Source organism: Rhodococcus sp. NPDC060086 (genome assembly GCF_042730275.1).
Lineage (GTDB): Bacteria > Actinomycetota > Actinomycetes > Mycobacteriales > Mycobacteriaceae > Rhodococcus.
This window is the reverse complement of the sequence record NZ_JBHWWZ010000013.1, coordinates 40136-63404: the sequence shown is the minus strand read 5'-3', so window position 1 is coordinate 63404 and position 23269 is coordinate 40136. Positions and strand designations below refer to the sequence as shown.

At 64.3% G+C, this 23269-nt stretch carries 21 protein-coding genes; all 21 read left to right on the top strand.

What is annotated here, in order from left to right:
- The first annotated feature begins 39 nt into the window (after positions 1 to 39).
- Complete coding sequence (locus ACFWB0_RS10650) at positions 40 to 366, top strand: hypothetical protein (RefSeq protein WP_378490413.1); 327 nt, start codon at positions 40 to 42, stop codon at positions 364 to 366.
- The gene (locus ACFWB0_RS10645; protein ID WP_378490412.1) at positions 363 to 1331 is read left to right on the top strand and encodes a glycosyltransferase family 2 protein; all 969 of its coding nucleotides are present in this window, start codon (positions 363 to 365) and stop codon (positions 1329 to 1331) included. The genes ACFWB0_RS10650 and ACFWB0_RS10645 overlap by 4 nt, the downstream gene beginning before the upstream one ends.
- Positions 1328 to 2137 carry a polysaccharide deacetylase family protein gene (locus tag ACFWB0_RS10640; protein WP_378490411.1) on the top strand — a complete coding sequence of 270 codons (810 nt, stop codon included), beginning with the start codon at positions 1328 to 1330 and terminating at the stop codon, positions 2135 to 2137. Before ACFWB0_RS10645 ends, ACFWB0_RS10640 begins: the two co-directional genes overlap by 4 nt.
- Entirely contained in the window at positions 2130 to 3530 is a 1401-nt protein-coding gene (locus ACFWB0_RS10635) for a hypothetical protein (RefSeq protein ID WP_378490410.1), read from the top strand. Before ACFWB0_RS10640 ends, ACFWB0_RS10635 begins: the two co-directional genes overlap by 8 nt.
- Complete coding sequence (locus ACFWB0_RS10630; protein WP_378490409.1) at positions 3521 to 5656, top strand: hypothetical protein; 2136 nt, start codon at positions 3521 to 3523, stop codon at positions 5654 to 5656. Before ACFWB0_RS10635 ends, ACFWB0_RS10630 begins: the two co-directional genes overlap by 10 nt.
- Before the next feature lie 53 nt (positions 5657 to 5709).
- Positions 5710 to 7287 (top strand): AMP-binding protein, encoded by a 1578-nt coding sequence (locus ACFWB0_RS10625; RefSeq protein WP_378490408.1) that lies wholly within the window; start codon positions 5710 to 5712, stop codon positions 7285 to 7287.
- Positions 7284 to 7505: an acyl carrier protein gene (locus tag ACFWB0_RS10620; RefSeq protein ID WP_378490407.1), complete on the top strand. Its 222-nt coding sequence runs from the start codon at positions 7284 to 7286 to the stop codon at positions 7503 to 7505. The genes ACFWB0_RS10625 and ACFWB0_RS10620 overlap by 4 nt, the downstream gene beginning before the upstream one ends.
- Positions 7502 to 8890, top strand: coding sequence for a flavin monoamine oxidase family protein (locus ACFWB0_RS10615; RefSeq protein WP_378490406.1), 1389 nt, complete (start codon positions 7502 to 7504; stop codon positions 8888 to 8890). Before ACFWB0_RS10620 ends, ACFWB0_RS10615 begins: the two co-directional genes overlap by 4 nt.
- Entirely contained in the window at positions 8887 to 10314 is a 1428-nt protein-coding gene (locus tag ACFWB0_RS10610; protein WP_378490405.1) for a KamA family radical SAM protein, read from the top strand. Before ACFWB0_RS10615 ends, ACFWB0_RS10610 begins: the two co-directional genes overlap by 4 nt.
- A complete protein-coding gene (locus tag ACFWB0_RS10605; protein WP_378490404.1) occupies positions 10311 to 11159 on the top strand; it encodes a hypothetical protein in 849 nt (282 codons plus the stop codon). The genes ACFWB0_RS10610 and ACFWB0_RS10605 overlap by 4 nt, the downstream gene beginning before the upstream one ends.
- Before the next feature lie 41 nt (positions 11160 to 11200).
- Entirely contained in the window at positions 11201 to 11362 is a 162-nt protein-coding gene (locus tag ACFWB0_RS10600) for a hypothetical protein (RefSeq protein ID WP_378490403.1), read from the top strand.
- A gap of 231 nt (positions 11363 to 11593) precedes the next feature.
- On the top strand, positions 11594 to 12739 hold the full coding sequence (locus ACFWB0_RS10595; protein ID WP_378490402.1) for a xylan 1,4-beta-xylosidase: 1146 nt from the start codon (positions 11594 to 11596) through the stop codon (positions 12737 to 12739).
- A gap of 217 nt (positions 12740 to 12956) precedes the next feature.
- Positions 12957 to 13421, top strand: a complete 465-nt coding sequence (locus tag ACFWB0_RS10590; protein ID WP_378490401.1) for a GyrI-like domain-containing protein — start codon at positions 12957 to 12959, stop codon at positions 13419 to 13421.
- Positions 13418 to 13843 (top strand): hypothetical protein, encoded by a 426-nt coding sequence (locus ACFWB0_RS10585; RefSeq protein ID WP_378490400.1) that lies wholly within the window; start codon positions 13418 to 13420, stop codon positions 13841 to 13843. The genes ACFWB0_RS10590 and ACFWB0_RS10585 overlap by 4 nt, the downstream gene beginning before the upstream one ends.
- 59 nt (positions 13844 to 13902) lie before the next feature.
- A complete protein-coding gene (locus ACFWB0_RS10580; protein WP_378490399.1) occupies positions 13903 to 14724 on the top strand; it encodes a hypothetical protein in 822 nt (273 codons plus the stop codon).
- A 5-nt stretch (positions 14725 to 14729) separates the two neighbouring features.
- Positions 14730 to 16865 carry an Rv1355c family protein gene (locus ACFWB0_RS10575; RefSeq protein WP_378490450.1) on the top strand — a complete coding sequence of 712 codons (2136 nt, stop codon included), beginning with the start codon at positions 14730 to 14732 and terminating at the stop codon, positions 16863 to 16865.
- Between the two features lie 12 nt (positions 16866 to 16877).
- A complete protein-coding gene (locus ACFWB0_RS10570; RefSeq protein WP_378490398.1) occupies positions 16878 to 18791 on the top strand; it encodes a putative bifunctional diguanylate cyclase/phosphodiesterase in 1914 nt (637 codons plus the stop codon).
- An 87-nt stretch (positions 18792 to 18878) separates the two neighbouring features.
- Complete coding sequence (locus ACFWB0_RS10565) at positions 18879 to 20054, top strand: hypothetical protein (RefSeq protein ID WP_378490397.1); 1176 nt, start codon at positions 18879 to 18881, stop codon at positions 20052 to 20054.
- Entirely contained in the window at positions 19963 to 20973 is a 1011-nt protein-coding gene (gene galE / locus ACFWB0_RS10560; RefSeq protein WP_378490396.1) for a UDP-glucose 4-epimerase GalE, read from the top strand. The genes ACFWB0_RS10565 and galE overlap by 92 nt, the downstream gene beginning before the upstream one ends.
- Before the next feature lie 103 nt (positions 20974 to 21076).
- Positions 21077 to 21838 carry a lytic transglycosylase domain-containing protein gene (locus tag ACFWB0_RS10555; RefSeq protein WP_378490395.1) on the top strand — a complete coding sequence of 254 codons (762 nt, stop codon included), beginning with the start codon at positions 21077 to 21079 and terminating at the stop codon, positions 21836 to 21838.
- Between the two features lie 139 nt (positions 21839 to 21977).
- Positions 21978 to 23264 (top strand): phosphopyruvate hydratase, encoded by a 1287-nt coding sequence (gene eno / locus ACFWB0_RS10550; protein ID WP_378490394.1) that lies wholly within the window; start codon positions 21978 to 21980, stop codon positions 23262 to 23264.
- Positions 23265 to 23269 lie beyond the last annotated feature (5 nt).

The following is a 23269-nucleotide window of genomic DNA, read 5'->3' as shown; positions in this document are numbered from 1 at the left end:
GAAGGCGCACGACTCGAACACTGTCTCCTCGCTGCAGCTGTGACCGCGCTCGGGGGAGTGGCGATCGCCGTGAATATTCCTGATCCTTGGGGATTTTCGGGTCGACTGTGGGTGGTGTCGTTCGTCGTTGCGGCCCCGCTGATCGCGATCGTCCGGCTGCTTCCTGGCGTCAAAGCCGTACTCGCTCTGATCGTCAGTGCCGCCGGCGCCCTCGTCATCAACGTTCTGGTCGCGCAGGCGATGTTGACGACCGATGCATGGTCGCCTCGCGCAGGCGTGGTCGCAGTGGGCGTTGCCGCGGCCCTGCTGTGGCTGGTGCCGAACGACCACAACTCGCTTCCACATACGAAGGACGATGCTCCATGACCGCCGCAATACCTCCGCGCACAATGACCATGGATGTGGTGATCTGCGCATACACACTCGAGCGCTGGGACGACACTCTCGCTGCCGTCGAATCGGTGCGGAATCAGACGACGCCGCCGCACGAGATCGTCCTCGTCGTCGACCACAATCCCGATCTGTACGAACGCTTCCGCGCTGCCCTGCCCGACGTGACCGTCGTGGAGAACCGGAAGCAACGCGGATTGTCCGGCGGGAAGGACACCGGCGTCGACATCACTACCAGTGATGTGGTGGCCTTCTTGGACGACGACGCAGTGGCTCATCCCGAGTGGCTCAGGCACTTCCGTGACGCCTACGTCGACGAGAACATCGTCGGCGTCGGAGGCACCACCCTGCCGGCCTGGGAATCCGAGCGGCCCCGATGGTTCCCGGAAGAGTTCGATTGGGTTCTGGGTTGTACGTTCACCGGACGGGAGCCGGGAACGGTCCGGAACCTACTGGGTGGCAATGCGTCCTTCCGCCGTGAGGTCTTCTCGGTGGCGGGGGGATTTCCGAGTCACATCGGCCGCACCTCGGAGCAGAGTCGTCCGCTGGGTTGCGAAGAGACGGAGTTCTGCATCCGGGTCCATCAGCATCGCCCCGAGTGGACCTTCGTCTTCGAACCTCGGTCGGTGATCTGGCATCGCGTACCGGCTGCGCGGGAGACCTTCTCCTACTTCCGCTCCCGCTGCTTCGCCGAAGGGCTGTCCAAGGCGGCTGTGACGCGCAGCGTGGGTGTCACAGATGGGCTCTCGGCCGAGCGTAGCTACACCACCCGCATCCTCACCCGGGGCGTGGCGCGGGGGATAGGTGAAGCGTTCCGCGGAGAACGAGCCGGGATCGAGCGTTCGTACGCCATCTCGGTCGGCCTGCTCGCCGCCGCAGCAGGTTATGTGCGCGGCGGTGTACCACTCCGTCGGAGACCTGCAATGACGGAGGCATCATGAACGAGGGCAGCATGAACGAGTCGATTCCGATACTCATGTACCACTCGGTGTCGGAAGACCCCACCGCCGCGACACGTCGTCTCTCCGTCGACCCCGGCTCGCTCGATCGGCAGGTCACCTTCCTTGCGCAGAACGGCTACACCGGGATGACCTTCTCCCACCTCGCCGATGCGTTGGCGAAGGACTTACCCCTCCCGGAGAAAACGGTGGTGCTCACATTCGACGACGGATACGCGGACTTCGCGCACGTCGCCTGGCCGATCCTTCGGTGCCACGGGTTTCCGGCGACAGTGTTCGTCACGAGCGGCTGGATCGACGACGCCGGCTCCAACGCTGCCGGACATCCGCTGGGACCGATGCTGAACTGGGCACAGGTCAGAGAACTCGCGGGCGCAGGAGTCGAGATCGGGGCCCACAGTCACAGCCACGCCCAACTCGATCAGTGTGCGGATGCCGCACTGTGCGAGGAACTTCGCATCGGGCGGATTCTCCTCGAGGACTGTGTCGGTACTCCGGTCCGCTCCCTCGCCTACCCTTTCGGCTACTCGACCCCGCGGGTGCGGGTCGCTGCCAGAGCAGCCGGTTATCGGTGCGCAGCATCCGTGAGGAACATTCGCGCGACCGCATCCGGCGATCCGTTCATGATCCCGCGGCTGACCATCCGCAGGAGTACCGACGACAACGACTTCGCCTCGATCATGAGCGGTGACAAGCAGTTCTACCTCCGAGACCGCGTACTGACTGCGGGCTACGCGACCGTGCGCGGCGCGCGGCGCGCGGGTAAACGGGTCGCACGACATGGCTGAGAGCGTGCTCGCGATCGACACCGCCGACGACGGCCCCACAGACGATGGTCGTGGGACCGGTCGGCCGGTAAGCGGTCGTGCTCACGGTTCGCTCTTTCTGCGGAACACCTATGCGCTCGTCCTCAACACCGGAATCACCGGCGCTCTCGGCCTGGGGTACTGGATCCTCGCCGCGCACTACTACGACGATTCGGACGTCGGTCGCGGATCCGCCGCAATCTCGGCGTTGATGTTGTTGACCGGACTGGTGTCGGCCAACTTCGCAGGCACGCTGAACCGCTTCATACCGAAGACCGGAAAGCGCACCGTCCACGTCGTCGCATTCGTCTACCTTCTGACTTCCGGCGTGGTCGCCGTTCTCGCCGTAGCCCTTCTCTTCACGCTCGACCTCCTGGGTGGTCCGGCATACGACATTCTGCGCGAGCCGAACATGCGCCTGTGGTTCATCTCCGCAGCGGTGGTCGCGAGTGTGATCACGGTGCAGGACAGCGTCCTGACCGGCCTGCGCGTAGCCGTCTGGGTACCCGTGTGGAACGCGGCCTTCGCTGTCGCGAAGCTCGGCCTGCTCGTGCTGCTGGCCGAATCGATGCCCCGCACGGGAGTGTTCTTCTCCTGGATCATCTCCATGTTCATCGTGGTGTTCCCGGTGAACCTGCTCATCTTCGGCAAGCTCCTGCCTCGACATGTACGCACGTCGACGCACGACGTCGCGGTGCGAGCCGCACAGGTCGGCCGGTTCTTCGCCGCAGACTACTTCGGTGCGCTCCTCCAGTACGGCACGATCTTTCTCGTTCCCGTCCTGGTGGCGTTGCGGGTGGCTCCGCATACGTACGCGTACTTCTTCCTGGCCTGGTCCATCGCCAACATGATGAATCTCGTGGCGGTCAACACTGCGGTGTCTCTCGCAGTGGAAGGAGTGTGCGCCCCCTCACGATTGGCCGACTACTGCCGCGCCGCGCTCATCAGGACCTTGGGTTTGCTCGTCGTCGGCTTCGTCGTGGTCGGCCTCGCGGCTCCGTACGCCATGGGACTGCTCGGTGACGGATACCTCGACGCGGTGCCACTGCTGCAACTCCTGGCCCTCGCCAGCCTGTCCAGCGCAGTGGTGGATATCTACCTCGGCACGCTGCGAGCACGGACCCGAAGCAGACGGATCATCGTCGTTCAATCACTTCGGGCGACAGCCGTACTGGGGTTGGTCGTCCTACTGCAGCAATACCACCAGGTGTTCGCGCAGTTCGGCGATCCGAGACTCACCGCAGTGGGAGTGGCGGTGCTGCTCGGTCAACTCATCGCGATGCTCACGGTGCTTCCCGACCTCAGGAGGGTTTTGCGGTGGCGCCCACAGCCCGCCCCGCAGATCGAGACATACGAGGAGACCGTATGTCCCTGATCGACGCGGACAAGCGCCGGCCCGAGGCGGCCGAGGTCGCTCCACGGTTCCTCGAGACCGGAGCGCAGCCGTCGCTGCCTCCTCGGGACCGCCGGCAGCATCTGTCGGTGGCGATCCTCTGCTTCGCGCCCATCGCGGCAGTCTCGTTGTACCTCGTCGGGTTGCGCAGCGTCGATCTCGGAGCCATGACCGGACTCGGATTGATATCGGTCCTGACGGTATCGACCCTCCTCGGACCGGGTCTTCTCGTCCTCGGCTTCATCGGGACGTTGTCGCTGGCACGACCGTATATCTGGTTGCTCGGCATTCATCTGGTCCTGCTCGTGCTCATGTTGCACGGCATCACCCTGCTGCTCGAGTCTGAGCCACGATTCCCGATCAGCTGGGTCCACATCGGTTTCGTCGAATTCATCGCCCGAACCGGAACCATGGCACCGGACCTCGACGCCCGTTGGTCCTGGCCGGGCTTCTTCGCGCTCGCCGCGTTCTGGGGCGGTTCGGGAGACCTGACGGCTCTGCACGCCGCCGTGTCCGTGGCCTCGGTGGTCACCAACCTGCTGTACCTCGTCGCACTCGCGCTGCTGATGAGCCCGCTCCGGATGTCCTGGCAGGCGAAGTGGCTGGCGGCCATGTTCTTCTGTCTTCTCAACTGGATCGGACAGGACTACTTCTCCCCGCAAGGCTTCGCGCTGCTTCTCTACCTGCTCTTCGTCGGCTTTCTCGTCATCTGGTTCCGTACACCTCACTCACCATCGGGGGATGTCCCGTGGCCGTTGCGATCTGGAAGCACGTTGTGGGCACGGCTCTGGGGCGACGCATCGCGCGGTGAGTTGCCGCCCAGGAAGTCCGCGCAGTCGGAACGGGTCGTGGTCCTCGCCGTCGTGGTGGGTCTGTTCGCTGCAGCCACCGTCTGCCACCAGCTGACCCCCTTCGCCATGATCATCAGTGTCATCGGGCTGGTCGTCGCGCGGCGATGCGTGCTCGGGGGACTCCCGGTGCTGCTCGTCGTGATCGTCGTCGCCTGGGTCAGCTATATGACCCAGGCGTACTGGGGCGGTCACTTCGGTGAGGTGATGAGTGGTGTCGGCAACGTCGGGTCGACGGTGTCTGCGAATATCTCGGATAGGGCAGGCCTCGGAAATCCGGAACATCAATGGGTGGTGCGCGCTCGGATGCTCACGACCGTACTGGTTTTCGTGATCGCCGGGGTGGGCCTGCTCCGACGGCGGCGAGGAGGAATCGAAGACCGTGTGCTCCTCGTCCTGATTGCCGCTCCGATCGGCTTGGCGTTCATGCAGAGTTATGGCGGTGAAATGGCGCTGCGTGTCTACCTGTTCGCACTTGCCCCCGCTTCGGTGCTCGTCGCTCTCGCCCTGTTTCCTCGCCCGGTATCGCGGCCGTCCTTCCTTGCACGCTGCGCCGCCGGTGTTCTCGGGCTGGTCATGCTCTTCTCCTTCTTCATCACCCGATACGGCAACGAGCCGTTCGAGAGGATCGACAGCGGTGCGGTGAGCGCGGTGGGATCGGTCTACGACCAGACCACCGATGACGTGCGGTTCCTCTATGTCACCGCAGTACCCGAGCTCAACTCGACCCCATTCATGCCGCTCGGCTACCGCGATGTGGAACGAGTCCACTGGTCGAACACGATGGCACCGCTCGATCCGACCGATGTAGCAGGGGTGCTGCAGGCGCTCCGCGAAAAGGGCCCGGACACATACCTGATCACCACGCGAAGCCAGGAGGCGTTCGTCGAGCTCGGCCAGGGATACCCCCTGGGTTGGGGTGAAGAGTTCCGCGACTCGCTGGCCGACGCGCCCGAGTTCCGAGCGGTCGTCGAGAACCAGGACGCCACCATCTACTCATTGGACTGGCCCCCGGAGGCCGAAGCCGACCACAAGCAGTTGATGTCCACCGGAGTGCAGGTGTGGCTCACTCCGTGGACCGGTGTCGGCGTGGCTTTCCTGGTCTTGCTTGTGGGCACCCTGGGCGTGCGTGAGGCGTGGCGCCTTCGCCTCGAACCTGACGAGTACACACGTCTGCGCCCACTCACGTTCGCCGCGATACCACTGTTCATCGGATTCGTGCTCGTGGTACTCGAGCGTTTCGTGATGTTGACGTCATGACGAGGAAGGAGCGAATCGTCCCGCAACCGAAATCCACCGACAACGAGGAAACCATGTCTCAGAACACTCTTTCCGAACCCGGTGTCGATCTCGCCGGTGATGTGGTGACGGACTTCGTCGCCGCGGCACAGGGTCAGCCCGGACATGCGGCCCTCGTGCACAACGGGTCCGTCATCACCTACGGGGACCTTGCCGAGCGGGTCCGCTTCACCGCATCGAGATTCCGCACGAGGGGAGCGGACACAGACGGACCTGGCGCGAACAGGGAATCCGGCCGAATCGGCGCGGTCGTGTCGCACGCTCCCACCGTGGTCCAGCACCTGCTCGGGATCCTGCAGGCCGGTGCCACCTACTGTCCGATCGACTCGACGCTTCCCGTCGGCCGCAAGAATTCTCTCGCCGAAGCCCTCGGAGTGGATCGCGTGGTCGACACCGACCGTGACACTCGGGACTCGGACAACCTGCGGATCGACATGCTCGGGAACGCGCTGGCCCTGGACAGCGACCTGTCCTACTGTTCGTGGCTCCCGGACGACCCCGCATATGTGCTGTGCACTTCGGGTTCCACCGGGGTTCCGAAGCCGGTCGTGATCTCGCGGCATGCGCTGGCCGTGACGGTGCGCGCCTTGCGCGATCTCTTCGAACTCACACCCGACGATCGTGTACTCCAATTCGCCTCTCTCGGCTGGGACACCTGTCTGGAGGAGATGTTGCCCGCGTTGATCACCGGCGCAACCGTGGTGTTCGACGACGCGGCCCACATCGGATCGTTCCGGCCCTTCGTGCGCATGCTGGTCGAGCAGGAGATCACCATGATCGATCTGCCGACGGCGTACTGGCACGAGCTCGTGCTCTACCTGCACGAAGAGCAGATCGGTCTGCCGGACCACCTCCGGTTGGTGGTGATCGGCGGCGAGCGGGTCGATCCGACCCGGCTGCGGCAATGGCGTGAGCTTCCCGTCGGGAACATCGTGTTGCTCAATACCTACGGTTGCACGGAGACGACGATGGTGACCCACGCCGTGCGGCTGAGCGGGCCGGGCACAGAGTCGGAGGTGGCCGCACACGACATCGACGCACCACTCGGGCGTCCGCTGCCCCACGTGCGTGATCACATCACCGAAGAGGGTGAACTCGTGGTATCCGGGCCGGCACTGGCCACCGGTTACCTGGGGATGCCGGAGCACACGGCGACGGGATTTCCCATCGCCGATCACGGAACGGGACCGGCCCGGTGGTTTCGCACGGGTGATCTCGCCACTCGTAGCGACACGGGGCTGGTGTTCTCACGAGGGCGCGCCGATGACCAACTGAAAGTGCTCGGCGTGCGGGTGCATCCGGCGGAAGTCGAGGCGCAGTTGAACACCCATCCCGCAGTCGCAGGTGCAGTGGTGGTCGGGGAACTGCTGCTCGGACGAATGTCACTGACGGCGTATGTGGTTCCGGCAGGGGCAGCGACTCCGACGCCGGTCGAGCTGAAGCGCTTCCTGCGCGAGCGGCTGCCGAACCAATTCGTCCCTGCCCGAGTGAATTTCGTCGCCGGACTGGAATACACAGCCAGCGGAAAGATCGATCGATCGGCCACGCAGCGTGCCGCACTGAACGAAGACATCGAAGGAGTAGAGAGATGAGCCCCGACCACATTGTCCAGATCTTCCGCCGGGTCCTCGAGACCCCTGACGTGAATGGCCGATCCGACTTCTTCGAACTCGGTGGCGATTCGCTTCTGGCGACCCGGGTGCTCAGTGCAATCGCTCGGGACTTCGGAATCGAATTGCCGTACGACGACTTCCTCGATGCCCCCTCTGCGGAAGGGCTGTTCGCCAAAGTGACGGCGGTAGCGCCATGAACGGGATCCGCATGCAGGTCGTCGTGATCGGTGCGGGGCTCGCCGGGCTGACTGCCGCGGTCGATCTGGTGGCGGCGGGCGCGGACGTCATTGTCCTGGAGGCCCGCGATCGAGTGGGTGGTCGGATGCACGGAATTCCGTTGTCCGAGAGTTTCTCAGCAGATGGCGGAGCCGCCTATCTGGGTGTGCGGCACACCGAGCTTCTCGCGCAGTTGCGCGAGTACGGCCTCAGTCTGGCTTCCACCGAGATGACAGGGGAGAGCACCTTCCTGATGTCAGGGCAGCGGACGACCACCGCGGGTCGGGTGCCTCCGCTGGGCGCTGTGGCTCTCGGTGATCTGTTCGATCGGCTCGACGAGGTCGTCCGATCCGTGCGAACCGATGCTCCCTGGCTGAGCCCGGATGCTGAACGCCTCGACCGGATCTCGGTTGCAGACTGGGCGGCCGAGGAGATCGACCATCCGGACGCGCAGACGTTTCTCCCGCTGTTCCTCGGTGAGATGATGGCGGCGGACCCCGCGTCGATCTCTTTGCTGCACATGGCGTTCTACCTGTCGTCCGGGGGCGGGATCCGGTATCTCAACGCGTTCGAGGGTGGGGCACAGCAATGGCGGGTCGACGGAGGTTCGCACCTCTTGTGCGAGGCGCTCGCCGACCGACTCGGTGACCGAGTGCGGTTGGGTCGTCCGGTTCGTGCGATCGACCAGGGCGGGGGCAAGGTCGTGGTGGACTGTGGTCCTGACAGCGAGGGCGTGTCGACCGCGTACCGGGCCGACCGTGTCGTCGTTGCCGTCCCGCCGCTGCTGGCCCAGCAGATCGAGTTCTGGCCCGGTCTTCCCGAGCCACGGGCGACGGCGGTCACCGGCCGCGGGTGTGCAGTGAAGGTGCACCTGAGCTACCCGGCGCCGATATGGCGTGAGAGTGGTCTGTCGGGGTGGTCCGTGAGTGCAGAGGGGCCGTTGTTGTCCACCGTCGATGATTCTCCTCCGGACGAATCCGTCGGTGTGCTCACCGGATTCGTCACGGGCGCCGCGGCATCGTCATTCTCTGCAATGGCGGAGGCGGCGCAGAAGGAGGCGGCGCTGGCCCACATCCGCCGGCTGTTCCCGCAACTGCCGGCGCCGTCGCAGTGCACGGTGACCGATTGGCTGTCCGAGCCGTACAGCAAGGGATGTTATGCCGCGCTGTTCGGTCCCGGTGATTGGCTGCAGCTCGGACCGAGCCTGACCGAACCTCATGGCCGAGTGCACTGGGCCGGTACCGAGACGAGCCTGGAGTTCTTCGGGCTCATGGAAGGGGCGATCCGGTCCGGCCGTCGTGTCGCCACCGAATTGATCTCGACCGGAATTTCGGAGACTGATTCGCGGAAGGTTGTATCACGATGACCACATACATCGAACCCGAGAAGGCCGGATTCGCCTACGCCACCGATCAGCCGTACAGGTATGTGCGCAAGCAATTGATCGAGCCGGACTGGCGGCGATATCCGGGGTGGGCGGCGGTCACCGAGTCCGAGTGGCGCGATGCGCAATGGCAGCGTGCTCACTCCGTCAAGAACATCGCGCAGTTGCGTGCGGTGATGGGTGACCTGCTCGACGAGCAGTTCTATGCAGACCTTGCTGCTGATCAGCAGGAGCGCGCGACGATGTCGATGCTGCTACCGCCGCAGATGCTGAACACCATGACGCCGCTGGGCACGACACGCTGCGGATTCACCGAGGCCTTCTATGCCGATCCGATTCGCCGCTACATGTTGCCTGTGCTCAGCGATCGTGACCCGGAATGGACCTCTCATCCGTACGCCGAGCGAGATTCGTTGCACGAGAGCGATATGTGGGCAACGGAGGGCCTGACTCATCGGTACCCGACCAAGGTTCTCGCCGAGCTGTTGTCGACGTGTCCGCAATACTGCGGTCATTGCACACGGATGGATCTCGTCGGCAATTCCACACCGACGATCGGCAAGACGAAGCTGGATCTGCGCCCCGCCGACCGGCAGGAGCGGATGCTCGACTACCTACGTGCGACACCGTCTGTGCGGGACGTGGTGGTGTCCGGTGGTGATGTGGCGAACCTTCCCTGGCCGCGGCTGGAAGCGTTCGTCATGGAGTTGCTCGAGATCGACACCGTTCGCGATATCCGTTTGGCGTCGAAGGCTCTGGCAGGATTGCCGCAGCATTGGCTGCAGGACAAGGTGGTCGACGGAGTCGCCCGGGTGGCGCGCATCGCCGCGGATCGAGGGGTCAATCTGGCCTTGCATACCCACATCAATCATGTGCAGTCGGTGACTCCGCTGGTTGCGGAGGCGACGAGGGCACTGCTCGACGCGGGTCTGCGGGATGTGCGAAACCAGGGGGTGTTGCTGCGCGGGGTGAATGCCACCACCACCGACCTGCTCGACTTGTGCTTCGCCTTGCAGGGGGAAGCGAACATCCTGCCGTACTACTTCTACATGTGCGACATGATCCCCCACGCCGAGCACTGGCGGGTCGCGCTGTGGGAGGCGCAGCAACTGCAACAGGAGATGATGGGATACCTGCCGGGATTCGCGACGCCACGGATAGTGTGCGACGTTCCCTTCGTCGGCAAGCGATGGGTTCACCAGGTGGTCTACTACGATCGGATCCGCGGGATCTCGCACTGGAGCAAGAACTATCGCACCGGGCTGGACGGCATGGACGTCGATGCGTTGAACCGGGTCTATCCGTATTACGATCCGATCGACACACTCCCGGTGTCCGGACAGACGTGGTGGCGGAATGCGTGCACCGTTCCATGCGACATCTCCGGAAGGATCTCTGCACCATGACCGTCGAGCTGACCCCGATCACCGAAGCCGACCTCGCGGAAGTGGCGGACTTCCTGAGCGTCAATCACAATGACCGAGTCCCGTGGGAATCGGCATGCTCGACGGTGCCGTGGAAGATGGAGGCCCCCAACTTCGGATTCATGCTGCGGGACGGTCCGAATGTGGTCGGCACATTGTTGGCTCTCTATTCCCAGCGGCGGGTCGAGGGGCGGGTGGAGCGCTTCTGCAACATGGGATCGTGGTGCGTGCTGTCCGAGTACCGGTCGCGCAGTATGTCGTTGCTCGATGCATTGCTGGCACAGGACGGGTATCACTTCACCGTGCTGTCGCCCGACGACGGTCCTCGGGAGATATTGGCCTGGCGTAGGTTCCGGTTTCTCGATACCTCGGCGGCGCTCATTCCCAATCTCCCGTGGCCGGCCTCGTTTTCGCGGACGAGGGTCAGTTCCGACCCGCAGGTCATCGCGCGCACACTCGCCGGCGCCGAGCTCGACCTGTACCGTGACCACGCACACGCGCTTGCTGCGCGTCATCTCGTGGTGATCCGTGGGCAGGAGGCCTGCTACGTCATGTACCGGAAATGTCGGTACAAGGGCATACCGGTATTTGCCATCGTTCTGCATGTGAGTAATCCGGACCTGTTCCAACGTGCCCTGATGCCGTTGACCCGACACCTGCTGGTGCGGCACAAGCTTGTGGCGACGCTTGCCGAGCTGAGGCTGATCGAGCGTCGGCCACGGATGTCGTTCGAGTTGGACAGCTGGCCCAAGATGTACCGCAGTGCCGACCTGGAGCCTGCGCAGATCGACGACCTCTACAGCGAACTCGTGTGTGTCCCGTGGTAGCCGGGCACTGAATACGACGATGGGAAAGGAATCGGATCAGCATGGCAGAGATGGTGATCAACGCACTATTGATACTTGTTGTAGTGTTCGCGGCCGTGTTTCTCCTGCTCGTGGTGGTCAACATTGTGCTCTTCCTTGGCCTCCGAGCGCGTATTCCGCAAGGGGTATTCGCGCCGTCCGAGCACGGATCGACGCATGCCTGACACCGAGGTCACCGGGCCATGACGCACCACATCCGGACGGGACCGGCCGTACGAAGAGCGATTCGGCGGTGGGGCACGGTCAGGTTGCCGGTCGCGACGGCGGTGGTGGCAGTGCTTTTCGCTGTGCACCTGGGATCCCCCGGAATTCCTCCGTCGAACGGAGTCGAGAGCATCCGGACCCCAGGATGGGGATTCACCCATACGCAATTCAGCGCTGACACCGGTAGCCCCGTGGCGACTGCTGCCGCAGAAAGGGCTATCGGGTCGGTGCCGATGGTGCAGGCGCAGGCCATCATGGGGTGGGGAGTGGACAATCCGGAGCCTTCGCCCGGCCGATACGACTTCGAAAGTCTCGACCGTCGAATGGAATTCATTCTCCATAGCGATGGCACTCCGGTGATAGTGCTGTGCTGCGCTCCGGACTGGATGAAAGGTGGTGAACCAGGGGAGACCGACTGGAACCGACTCGAGGTGGCTCCGAGTCCCGAACACTTCGCTGATTTCGCCGCACTGAGTGCCGAAGTGGCAAGACGCTATCCTCAGGTTCGCCATTTTCTCGTGTGGAACGAGTTCAAAGGGTTCTTCGACGACGAGATCAATCGCTGGGATGCGCAGGGGTATACCACCTTGTACAACGCGGTGTACGACGCGGTGAAGGCAGTGGATCCGGCGAACCAGGTCGGCGGGCCTTACGTCGAGTTCGCGAGTAAGCCGGTGGATGCGCTCGGTACTTCCCCGCAGCTGGAGGGGCCGTGGGGGGCAGTGGATCAACGGTACTTGGATGCGTTCATCTTCTGGAGCATGCATCGGAAGGGCGCCGACTTCGTTGTCGTCGACGCCCACGCGACCACGGCTCAGGGCGCGCCGGACGAGTTCACTGCAGTGCAGAAGTTCGCTGCGGTCAATGAGTGGCTCCGCGAGCAGGTCGGTCTGCCCATCTGGTGGGCCGAGTGGTACGTCGAGCCGCCGGGGCCCGGCTGGTCATGGGAGCGTCAGGTTGCTCTGCGCGTCGCCGCGATGATCGAGCTCGCGGGGAGCGGCGCAGACACGGTCCTCTACTGGAATCCCCGACCTGATGGGGCGGAGTGTGCGACTTGCCTCTGGACGGACACCTGGCGCGCCGACGGAGGTCGGCCGCTGCCGTTCCTCGATGTCCTTCAGCGCTTCGCTCGTTGGTTTCCATCGACCGTCGATCGGCGGACGGTGCAGTTGGCGGACGGGTTGCTTGCGCTCGAGACGGACTTCGCGCGAGTGATCGTCAACACCAAGGGCACCACGACCAGTGCTTCTGTCGACGGTCGGCAGTTCGAGTGGTCGGCTTACGAGGTTCGGTGGTTCACGGTGGCAGAGTCGTGGGCCGGTGCCGCGGACCGGTAGATGTCGAGTCGCGCTCGAAGGTGATCTTGGGTGGTATGCCCGCCGATCGTAAACGACCGCACGGCTGATAATCAATCAAAAACATACTTCAGGTTGATTTCTGGGAATGTTTGAAACTGGGGGCTTTTGGATCTAGTCTCGAATCGTCCGGGTATTGCGTGCGAGGGGTCGGGCAGCGCGCGCAGGGGGAAGACCGTGCTGCTTGGAGGTACACCCGATGCCGTTTCGACTGATCGACCGCAAAGAAACTTTTGTCGCGGGCCTGCCGGTGAGAAGTCCGCGCCGAGCGCTCGGCAAAGTGCGCGACCCGCACCTGGAGAAGGTGTGGTTCGCAGTCCTGAACGGGGAGAACTCGGGGCCACTCGCGTCGACATACACGGATCACGCCGAGGAGGTCGGTTCCTACTACATTCAGACGGTCGGGTACTGCTGCGACTCGCTCGACGACGTGCCGCCCGGCTACATGATCTCCCGCCTACCTGCGGGAACGTATGCAAAGTTCTCTGTGACGGGCGACGATTTCGCTGAGATCTTCTCCCAGTTGTGGGAGGAGATCTGGGAAGCGGAGCGCCGTGGCGAGATCGAGCGGACGTTCACCGGGGACTTCGAATACTACCCGCATGCCTACGGGGTCGACCTGTACATCGCCGTGCGATCTACGAAGTGCGTTGAACTACAATGACATTCACCATTGTCAAAGTTGGGCCGTATCGGGTCGGTGGACTCGTGGTGCCGGGGGCCGAGCCCGGGGTCCTCGGCCCTGCCGCAGACCTCATGAGCTTCACCCTGGAGCGACTCCGCGAACGTGGTGTCCAGGACTTGACGGTGGTCTACGTCAGACATCCCGAAGCAGGATGGTCGGCAGTCGCCGGATATCGTTGTGACAACATCGAAGATCTGGTCGTCGGAGACTCGCTGGTCAGAGTGTCCGAGAAGTACGCAGCACGTTTCGTTCCCGACGGTGTATCACAGAATCAGTGCGAAGATCTGTGGGACCAGGTCGAGGCGGCGGACAAGAAGGGCGAGATCACGAGAGCCTTCATGGAGGAGATACTGGTTCTTCCGGAGCATGGTGAAGCAGACCTGTATGTGTCCCTGGGATGAACACTCCGCCAGCATGATTCTGCCTCGGAATTTCGGTAACGGTGACGAGCGGCGCCCGGATGGGTGACGATATCGGCGTAACCCTGCCACCGGTCGTGGGCGAGCGCGAACGGCGGCTCGTCAGGGTCGTCGACGCCCGGGCCTCGGATGCGTGGTGGTCGGATGCGTCGGACGGCTGCCGATCGGAGGCCGAGGTGGACCGCAGCGTCGAAGGACTGTCTCCGATATTCGTGGGGCGAACCCTCGAATTCCATGACGAGAATTCGGAATACCGCTTCATCGCAGCGTCCCCTGCTGCGGAGCCGGACCTGTGGGCGGAGTTCGTCTCCGGAGCGGTCGTCGCGTACCGGAAGTACGGGGTCGAGTCGGCAGTGGAGTACGACAAGATCATCGATGGTGTCTCCACGACATACTTCTTCGCCGCGCTCGACGCGAAGGGTGCGGTGGTGGGCGGATCACGAGCACTGGGGCCCTACGGAAGTGTCGACGATGCGCATCCGATGATCGAGTGGTCCGATCCGGTGCAACAGTCTGCAATCCGCCGGGTCCTCGGCGAATGCCTTCCTCACGGTTTGGCCGAGTCCAAGATGGGGTGGGTCGCCGCGGGGGTTCCGCGGCGACGAGAACTGAGTGCCGCGGTCGCGCGTACCACGACCTACTGCATGGAGCTCCTCGGCGCCAGGTATCTCGTGGGCACCGCTGCGGAGAACACCCTGGCGATGTGGACGCAGTGCGGTGCTCGTATCGTCGACGAGATTCCGCCGTGTCCGTACCCGGATTCGCGGTACCGGACGCGCCTCCTCCTCTGGGATGTACGGGGCAACCGGTCGGACGAGCGGACTCGCGAACTCGAGAAGCTCCTGACATCGGATATCGGTTGAACCCCGTGCCGGGCAACGACGAGGTGTACACGGCGGTGCTCTTGTCCGAAGACCATCCGGATCACGTCGACGAACTCGAGCGACTGCGTGCCGAGGCAGGGGTGGTGCTGGTCGACCGGCTGGAGGAACAGTGCGACGGCCTGCATCGGCTCGGTGGTCCTGCCGCTCGTGAGGAGACCCCACAGTGGGCGTACTACCCGTGGCGGCGCACCGCGATCAGGGTGCTCGGACCGTCGTCGTTCCGGAGACTGCGCCTCGATCGGAATCGGAACAAGATCACCGCTGCCGAACAGGAGCGGCTCGAATCCGTCACGGTCGGGGTTGTCGGCCTCAGTGTCGGGCATGCTGTTGCGCACACGCTCGCCCTCGAAGGCGTCTGCGGTGAGATTCGACTCGCCGATTTCGACGTGTTGGAGTTGTCCAATCTGAACCGAGTGCCGGCCACATTGCTCGATCTGGGTATCAACAAGGCCGTGATCGCCGCTCGGCGTATCGCAGAGGTGGACCCCTACCTGCCTGTCAGGGTGTGGTGCGACGGCGTCGTTCCCTGCACCGTGGGCGACTTTCTCGACGGTCTCGACGTCCTGGTCGACGAGTGCGACTCCCTGGACATGAAGATGCTGTTGAGGGCGGAAGCGTCACGGCGGCGCGTGCCTGTCGTGATGCATACCAGCGACAGGGGGTTGGTCGATGTCGAGCGATTCGACCTCGAGCCGGAGCGCCCACCGTTCCACGGTCTGCTCGGTGATGTCGATGTCGAGGCGCTGGCAGCGCTGTCCAGTCGAGACAAGGTTCCGCATGTACTGCGAATCCTCGGCGCCGGTGAACTGTCGATGCGTTTGGCCGCATCCATGCTGGAGATCGACGAGACACTCGAAGCCTGGCCACAATTGGCAAGCGACGTGGCACTCGGCGGCGCAACGATCACAGGGTTGATCCGCCGAATTGCTCTCGGGGACAATCTCGATTCGGGGCGCGGGCGGATCGATCTCGACGAACTTCTCCAGCGTCTCGAGTCTCCGGCCGCGGAAGCGGTCGAGGCATCGACGGGGCGGAATGACGAAGAGGTGCCGGAAGGGCCGGTCGAAGCGCTGGTCCACGCCGCGGTTCGGGCACCGTCCGGAGGCAACAGTCAGCCCTGGTCGATCACCGTCGAACGTCGAAGGCTCGTCTTTTCGATCGCTCCGGAGCCGGCTCCGGTACTGATGGACCTGCACCACCGTGGCAGCTGTATCGCTGTCGGGGCAGCTCTGTTCAATGCGAAGGTGGCCGCAGCAGCACACGGAATCCTCGGCCCGGTGACTCTGGCTTCCAACGACAGGATCGATCCGAATCGTCCTGTTGCGACTCTGGAGTTCGGAGACGGGGCCGATCCTCACCTCTCGGAGTTGTACGGTCCGATGCTCGCGCGTGCAACGAACCGGCATCCCACCCACGACCGCACTCTCACCGGCCGCGAGGTCGTGGCGTTGTATGACGCAGCGACCCTGGAAGGCGGCCGGATCAGAATCGTGACAGATCCCGCAACTCTCGACGAGAGCTCGGAGATTCTGGCCGAGTCGGACCGAATCCGGTATCTGACCAGAGAACTCAGGCGCGACATGGTCGGAGAACTGAGGTGGCACGGCAGCGATAACGCCGACAGCGGCATCGAAGTGAATTCACTGGGGCTCGACGCGGCGGAGAGCGCGATGCTCGATGTGGTCCTACGCGACGACGTTCTCGACCAGCTCGACGACTGGGGCCTCGGAGGCGGACTCGGGCGCATCACGAGAGACCGGGTACGGGGAAGCGCAGCCCTGATAGCGGTGGTCACCGAAGGTGACTCCGCACGCGATTACGTGCACGCCGGCACTGTGGTCGAAAGTGTATGGGTGCATGCGCAAGCCCTCGGGTTGGCAGTCCAGCCGGTCTCACCGGTCTTCCTGTATGCCGACACGCCCGCCGATCTCGATCGGCTGTCGCGTCGAGACACCGATGTCCTCGACGCGCTACGAACGAAGTTCAGCGTGTCGCTGGGCGTAGCAGGCGACGACCGAATCGCACTCGTCATGAGAATCGGGAGGACCCGGCACGCGGCAGAACGCAGCCGCCGTCGCCCGGACCGAGTTCGGTACAGCCACCAGAGTGAACAGGGCTGACGGAGGACGGAGATGAGCGGCACCGAGCACACTCTCGACGCACTGGTCACCCGTGTCGCTGCGCACCTGATGCCTGCCGATGTCGCCACCCAGGTCGTCGCGGCGCGGGCGGTGCTCCGCGAACTCGTGGAGCATTTCGGCGTGGATACCGCTTTTCTCCGGTACAACGACCAGGACATCGGTGCCACGCGCCTGATCGCCGAATGGCCTCCGCGACCGGAGATTCCGGATCCGGACCCATTGGGAGTGATCTACTTCCACGAAGCAGATCCCATCTTTGCGGCTTCAGCCACCATGAAGGAACCGCTGTTGAGTCGTCCGGCCCCGGCGGACGGCCCCGACCCCAGCTGGGAAGGATACGGCCACCGCATCTTCGAAGGGTCGGGGATGCCGAACGTGTCGGTGGCGGCCGTGCCACTGGTGGCCGGGCAGGTCACGACCGGCGCGTTGGGGTTGATCAAACAGGGCGATCGGGCTTGGAACGACAGCGAGGTCACCACATTGAAGTTGATCGCCGCACTGCTGACCCAGGTGCAGGCGCGCATTCGTGCGGAGGAGGATCTGAGGTACGCGGCCTACCACGATCCTCTGACAGGACTCGCGAGCAGGCGCGCCCTGTTCGAACACCTCGACGACCGCCTGTGCTCAGGCAGGCCCGGGCCCGTCGGAGTGCTGTTCCTGGATCTCGACCGAATGAAGGCGCTGAACGACTTTCTCGGTCATCGCGCAGCCGACACGTACCTGTGCCGGATTGCTCAACGACTGTCGGAAGGAAACGGGCGCGACGACATGGTCTCCCGGTTGGGCGGCGACGAATTCGTGGTGGTGCTCGACGGCCCAGCAACACTCGACCAGGTCACCGCTCGTGCAGAAGCGATGCTGCAGCATGTGGGGGAGTCCGTCGCCCTGGACGGCCAGACCGTCGGGCGAGGTGTGAGTGTGGGAGTCGCGCTCGGAGAACCCGGCCAGATCCTGTCGGTGACACTGCTCAGTCAGGCGGATCAGGCGATGATGTCTGCGAAGGCTCAGGGCGGCAACAGTGTCGGCGTGTTCACCGAAGACATGAACGACTGGAGGGAGCGGCGAACGATGATCGAGATGAACCTGCGCACATCGATCGACGACGACCACCTCATGCTCGAATACCAACCCGAGGTCGATCTGCGTACCGGCAGGATCCTCGGCCTCGAAGCGCTCGTGCGATGGAACCATCCGGTACTGGGGAAACTACAGCCGCTCGAGTTCATCGAGGTCGCCGAATCCACCAATCTGGCAGGTGAACTCGGTGCCTGGGTGCTCGACACCGCGTGCGCCCGGTTGGGGCAGTGGAAGCGTGATTTCCGAGATCTCGATCTGGTCATGAGTGTCAACGTGTCGCCGGTCCAGTTGGTTTCCCTGGATTTCGACGTCTATGTGAAGCAGGTCCTCGAGCAGTACGGTCTTCTCGGCTCTGAGCTGTGTCTCGAGATCACCGAGAATGTGGTCGTCGGCGACCTGCGGCGCACGCGGTCCACACTCGCGAAGCTCGAGCGGCTGGGAGTTCGGATCGCTATCGACGACTTCGGAACCGGATACAGTTCCCTCGGGCATCTCAAGTCGCTGCCGGTCGACACTCTCAAGATCGACAAGGTGTTCGTGCAGAACCTGGACCGAAGCGAAGGTGACCGGGTCATCATCGATTCGATTGTCGGACTGGCCGCGTCGTTCGGGCTCGACGTAGTCGCCGAAGGTGTCGAATCCGTGGGTGCGGTGAGTTACCTCCTGGACGTGGGGTGTGTTCGGGCGCAGGGATTCCTGATGAGCGCACCGAAGGGCCCGGAGGAGATCGAGCGATTGCTGGAGGTCGGTGCGCTCGCGCTCCCTTGGAATGTCGACAGCAACGACGCCGGTCGAATGTTCCTCGGGGACGTTGCGCGCAAGAGCTGAACGTCTAGTTTGTTATTGTGTAAAAAACAGTCTCAAGGTATGGTTTGAGAGTCGGGGGTCCGACGGCTCCGAACAGGGGTGACCTTGATGTACAAGCGCATCGGCGAGTTTGCTGCAGTCGCCGCACCGGTACGTGATCCGATGACTCCGGCTCGTGTATTCACGGCGCCCCCGGCGGTCGTACCCGACCGCGTGGTACGTCCCGCGAGGTGGGAGCGTCGCTACGAAGTGTCGGTGCTGTGCTGCGATGTGCTCTGCCTCGCTCTGGCGAACCTGATCGTTGCCGTCGGATACCGCCCGGTCACCGCACTCGCCGACGGACAGAGAATTGCCGTGATCGTCGTTTGTACCGCCGTCACGGTGCTGTCGATAGCATTTCAGAAAGGTTGGGACAGCAAAAGTTTGGGCTCGGGAACGGGGGAGTACCGCAGAATCGTCCGTGCCTATCTCTACGCGGTGGCGGCGTCGGCCATTCTCGCCTATTCGCTGGGCGCGGATCAGGCCCGGGTATACATCTTCGTGGCGTTACCACTCGCGCTGGTGCTGACCCTCGCTGCTCGGAAAGCACTGCGAAGCATGGTGTTGCATGCTCGAAGGCAAGGTCGGTGCCTGCGCTCCGTGCTTGTTGTCGGGAATGCGGAAGAGGTCCACGAACTCGTCAGCCGCACCAACGGAGCGGGTGAGTCGGGCTGGAAGGTCGAGGGTATCTGCCTCGCGGACGCCACAGGGGAAGACGCTCTTCCCGTTCCCCGAGGATCACCCGTTGCGATCGACGACGTTCCGGTGCTGGGAACCGACGCCGACATAATCCGGATCACCGAGATACACAAGTTCGATGCGGTCGCGTTGCTCCCGTCCGATCGGTGCTCATACGCGAAAATGCGCAAGCTCGACCGGGATCTCGAGGTCACCGGCGTCGACCTCCTCCTCGCCCCCGTCCTCATCGACAACGTCGGCCCACGCCTGCACATCTCGCCTCTCGCGGGGCTCCCGCTCCTGCAGGTGAGCGCCCCTCGGTACGGCAGGCCGGCCCGGGTCGTCGAGAGGATCGTCGACCGGATGCTCGCACTCGTCGCTCCGTGGCGACATAACGGACCGACCGGATCGAATCGAACTGACCAGAAAAATGTTTCGAGCACGTCTGACTCTCCCGACATGAAGGGTGGAAGCTATGTTGTTGGTGACCGGAGGCGCGGGGTACATCGGTACACACGTCACTCGCGCTCTGATATCGGGCGGCCGAGACGTCGTGGTGGTGGATGACCTGTCGGCCGGGCATCCGGAACTGCTCCCCGCCGAAGTGCCCGTCGAAGTGGGAAGCGTCCTCGACACCGACTTCCTGATGGACGTGATCGACATGTACGACGTCGAGGGCGTCGTGCACCTTGCCGGACGGAAGGCCGTCGACGAGTCCATCACCCGCCCCTCCTACTACTACCGGCAGAACGTGTACGGCATGCAGAGTGTCCTCGCTGCCATGGCGCGGTTGCGGGTACGCAGGATCGTGTTCTCGTCGAGTGCCGCGGTGTACGGCGCTGTGGGCGACGGCACGGTCACGGAAGACGCTCCGACGCTGCCGCAATCACCCTACGGAAGAAGCAAACTCATGTGCGAGTGGTTGCTTCGCGATATCGCCGCCGCCGAAGGGATGAGCTGGTCTGCGCTCCGCTACTTCAACGTGGCCGGTGCCGGCGACAAGGACCTTGCGGACCGGGGCGTCCACAACCTCGTCCCGCGCGTGTTCCAGGCGATCGACCGTGGTGAAGCACCGTCGGTGTTCGGCGACACCTACGACACCCCGGACGGCACCTGTATCCGCGACTACATCCACGTCACCGACCTCGCCGACGCGCACGCCACTGTCGTCGACGCCATGGACACTGCTCCCATGGCGGCCGTCTACAACGTCGGGTGCGGGTGCGGCGCCAGCGTGCTCGACGTGATGCGCGCAGCACGGCAGGCGAGTGGCGTGCCGTTCGACTGGCGGATCGATGACCCCCGGGCCGGTGATCCAGCACGAGTGGTCGCCGATGCCGCCCGGATCCGCGCGGAACTCGGCTGGAAGGCGCGGCACGACCTGGACGACATCGTCGGCAGCGCGTGGGAAGCATGGTCGGCGTCGAGGACGACCACGACGACGGCGTCGAAGCAGGACGCTGCACTCGCGGTGGGAGCCCACTAGACCCCTCGGGGTTTCCACCGTCCGAGTCTGCGCGGGTGATCTTCGTGATCACCCGCGCAGGCGCGTTCACCTGCGATTGTGCACGCGTGTGGATGATGGAGACGTGTGTCCCCCTCCACGACGTCGTCGCTCGGCTTGGCCGCTGTTCGTGTTCAGCGCGCTGATAGTGGCGGTGATCATCGCGGTGGGTTCCAACCTTCGCTCACCCCAGTTGCCGCGAATTGAGGTTCCCGACGGTGTCCCTCCGGTCCCCGGTGTGCCCGTGCCGCCGATCGACTTCGAGGGACCGGGCCGAACCTCCGCGCTCCTGCGTGACTGGGCCGAACCGCAGGCCGACACCCTGGGCGTCCCAGTGATCGCACTCGAGGCCTACGGGCACGCCGCGGCGGTCCTGAGTGCCTCGGATCCCGGATGCGGATTGGCCTGGACCACGCTCGCGGGAATCGGCAGCGTCGAGAGCAACCACGGCAGGCACGGGGGAGCGAGCCTCGACGAGAACGGAACCGCGAACCCGGAGATCCGAGGGGTTCCGCTCGACGGCGGGCCCGGCCTCGCCGAGATCCGCGACACCGACGGCGGCGAACTCGACGGCGACCCGATCCTCGACAGAGCGATGGGACCCATGCAGTTCATCCCGGAGACGTGGAAGCGCTGGGGCGTCGACGCGAATGGCGACGGCATCGCCGACCCGGACAACATCGACGATGCGGCATTGAGTGCGGGCAGATATCTGTGCGACCGCGGTGGCGACCTGACCACCGCGGAAGGCTGGACGAGGGCCCTGATGGCCTACAACCTGTCGGGCGATTATCTCGCCCTCGTACGCGACCGTGCTGCCGCATACGGGGTCGGTGTGCGGCCATGAACGCAGACCTGACGACCAGGCCGACGCTCCCGCACTTCTCCGGGCGGCGCGCCCGTGCTTCACTGCCTGGTCGCGGCGGTTACGCTGTCTTCAGCGTGCAGACCCCGCAACGTGAAGTCCATCGAAGGAGAATCAGCCAGTGGCCATCATTGAGCAGGTAGGAGCCCGCGAGATCCTCGACTCCCGTGGCAACCCCACAGTCGAGGTCGAGGTGCTGCTCGACGACGGAAGTTTCGCTCGCGCTGCCGTACCGTCCGGTGCCTCCACCGGCGAGCACGAAGCCGTCGAGCTGCGTGACGGCGGCGACCGCTACAACGGCAAGGGCGTCGAGAACGCCGTCGAGGCCGTCCTCGACGAGATCGCCCCGGCCATCATCGGCCTGGACGCCACCGAACAGCGCACCGTCGACCAGGCCCTGCTCGACGCCGACGGCACCCCCGACAAGGGTCGTCTCGGCGCGAACTCCCTGCTCGGTGCGTCGCTCGCCGTCGCCAAGGCCGGTGCAGAGGCCTCCGGCCTCGAGCTGTACCGCTACCTGGGCGGGCCCAACGCCCACATCCTGCCCGTGCCGATGATGAACATCCTCAACGGCGGCGCACATGCCGACACCGGTGTCGACGTCCAGGAATTCATGGTCGCCCCGATCGGCGCCGCCACCTTCAAGGAGTCCCTGCGCTGGGGCACCGAGGTGTACCACGCGCTCAAGTCGGTGCTCAAGGCCAAGGGCCTGGCCACCGGCCTCGGCGACGAGGGCGGCTTCGCACCGGACGTCGCGGGCACCAGGGAAGCACTCGACCTGATCAGCGAGGCCATCGCCAAGACGGGCCTGAAGCTCGGCAGCGATGTCGCGCTCGCGCTCGACGTCGCCGCCACCGAGTTCTACACCGAGGGCACCGGCTACGCATTCGAGGGCAAGAACCGCACCGCTGCCGAGCTCGCCGACTTCTACGACGATCTGCTCTCGGCATACCCGCTGGTCTCCATCGAGGATCCGCTGTCGGAAGACGACTGGGACGGCTGGGTCGCGCTCACCGACAAGATCGGCAACAAGATCCAGCTCGTCGGCGACGACCTGTTCGTCACCAACCCGGAGCGCCTCGAGGACGGAATCGTCAAGGGCGCGGCCAACGCGCTGCTGGTGAAGGTCAACCAGATCGGCACCCTCACCGAGACCCTCGACGCCGTCGATCTCGCACACCGCAACGGCTACAAGACGATGATGAGCCACCGGTCCGGGGAGACCGAGGACACCACCATCGCCGACCTCGCCGTCGCCGTGGGCAGCGGCCAGATCAAGACCGGTGCCCCGGCCCGCAGCGAGCGTGTCGCCAAGTACAACCAGCTGCTGCGCATCGAGGAGTCACTCGGCGACGCTGCCCGCTACGCCGGCGAGCTCGCGTTCCCGCGCTTCAACATCGAGGGCTGAAGTCA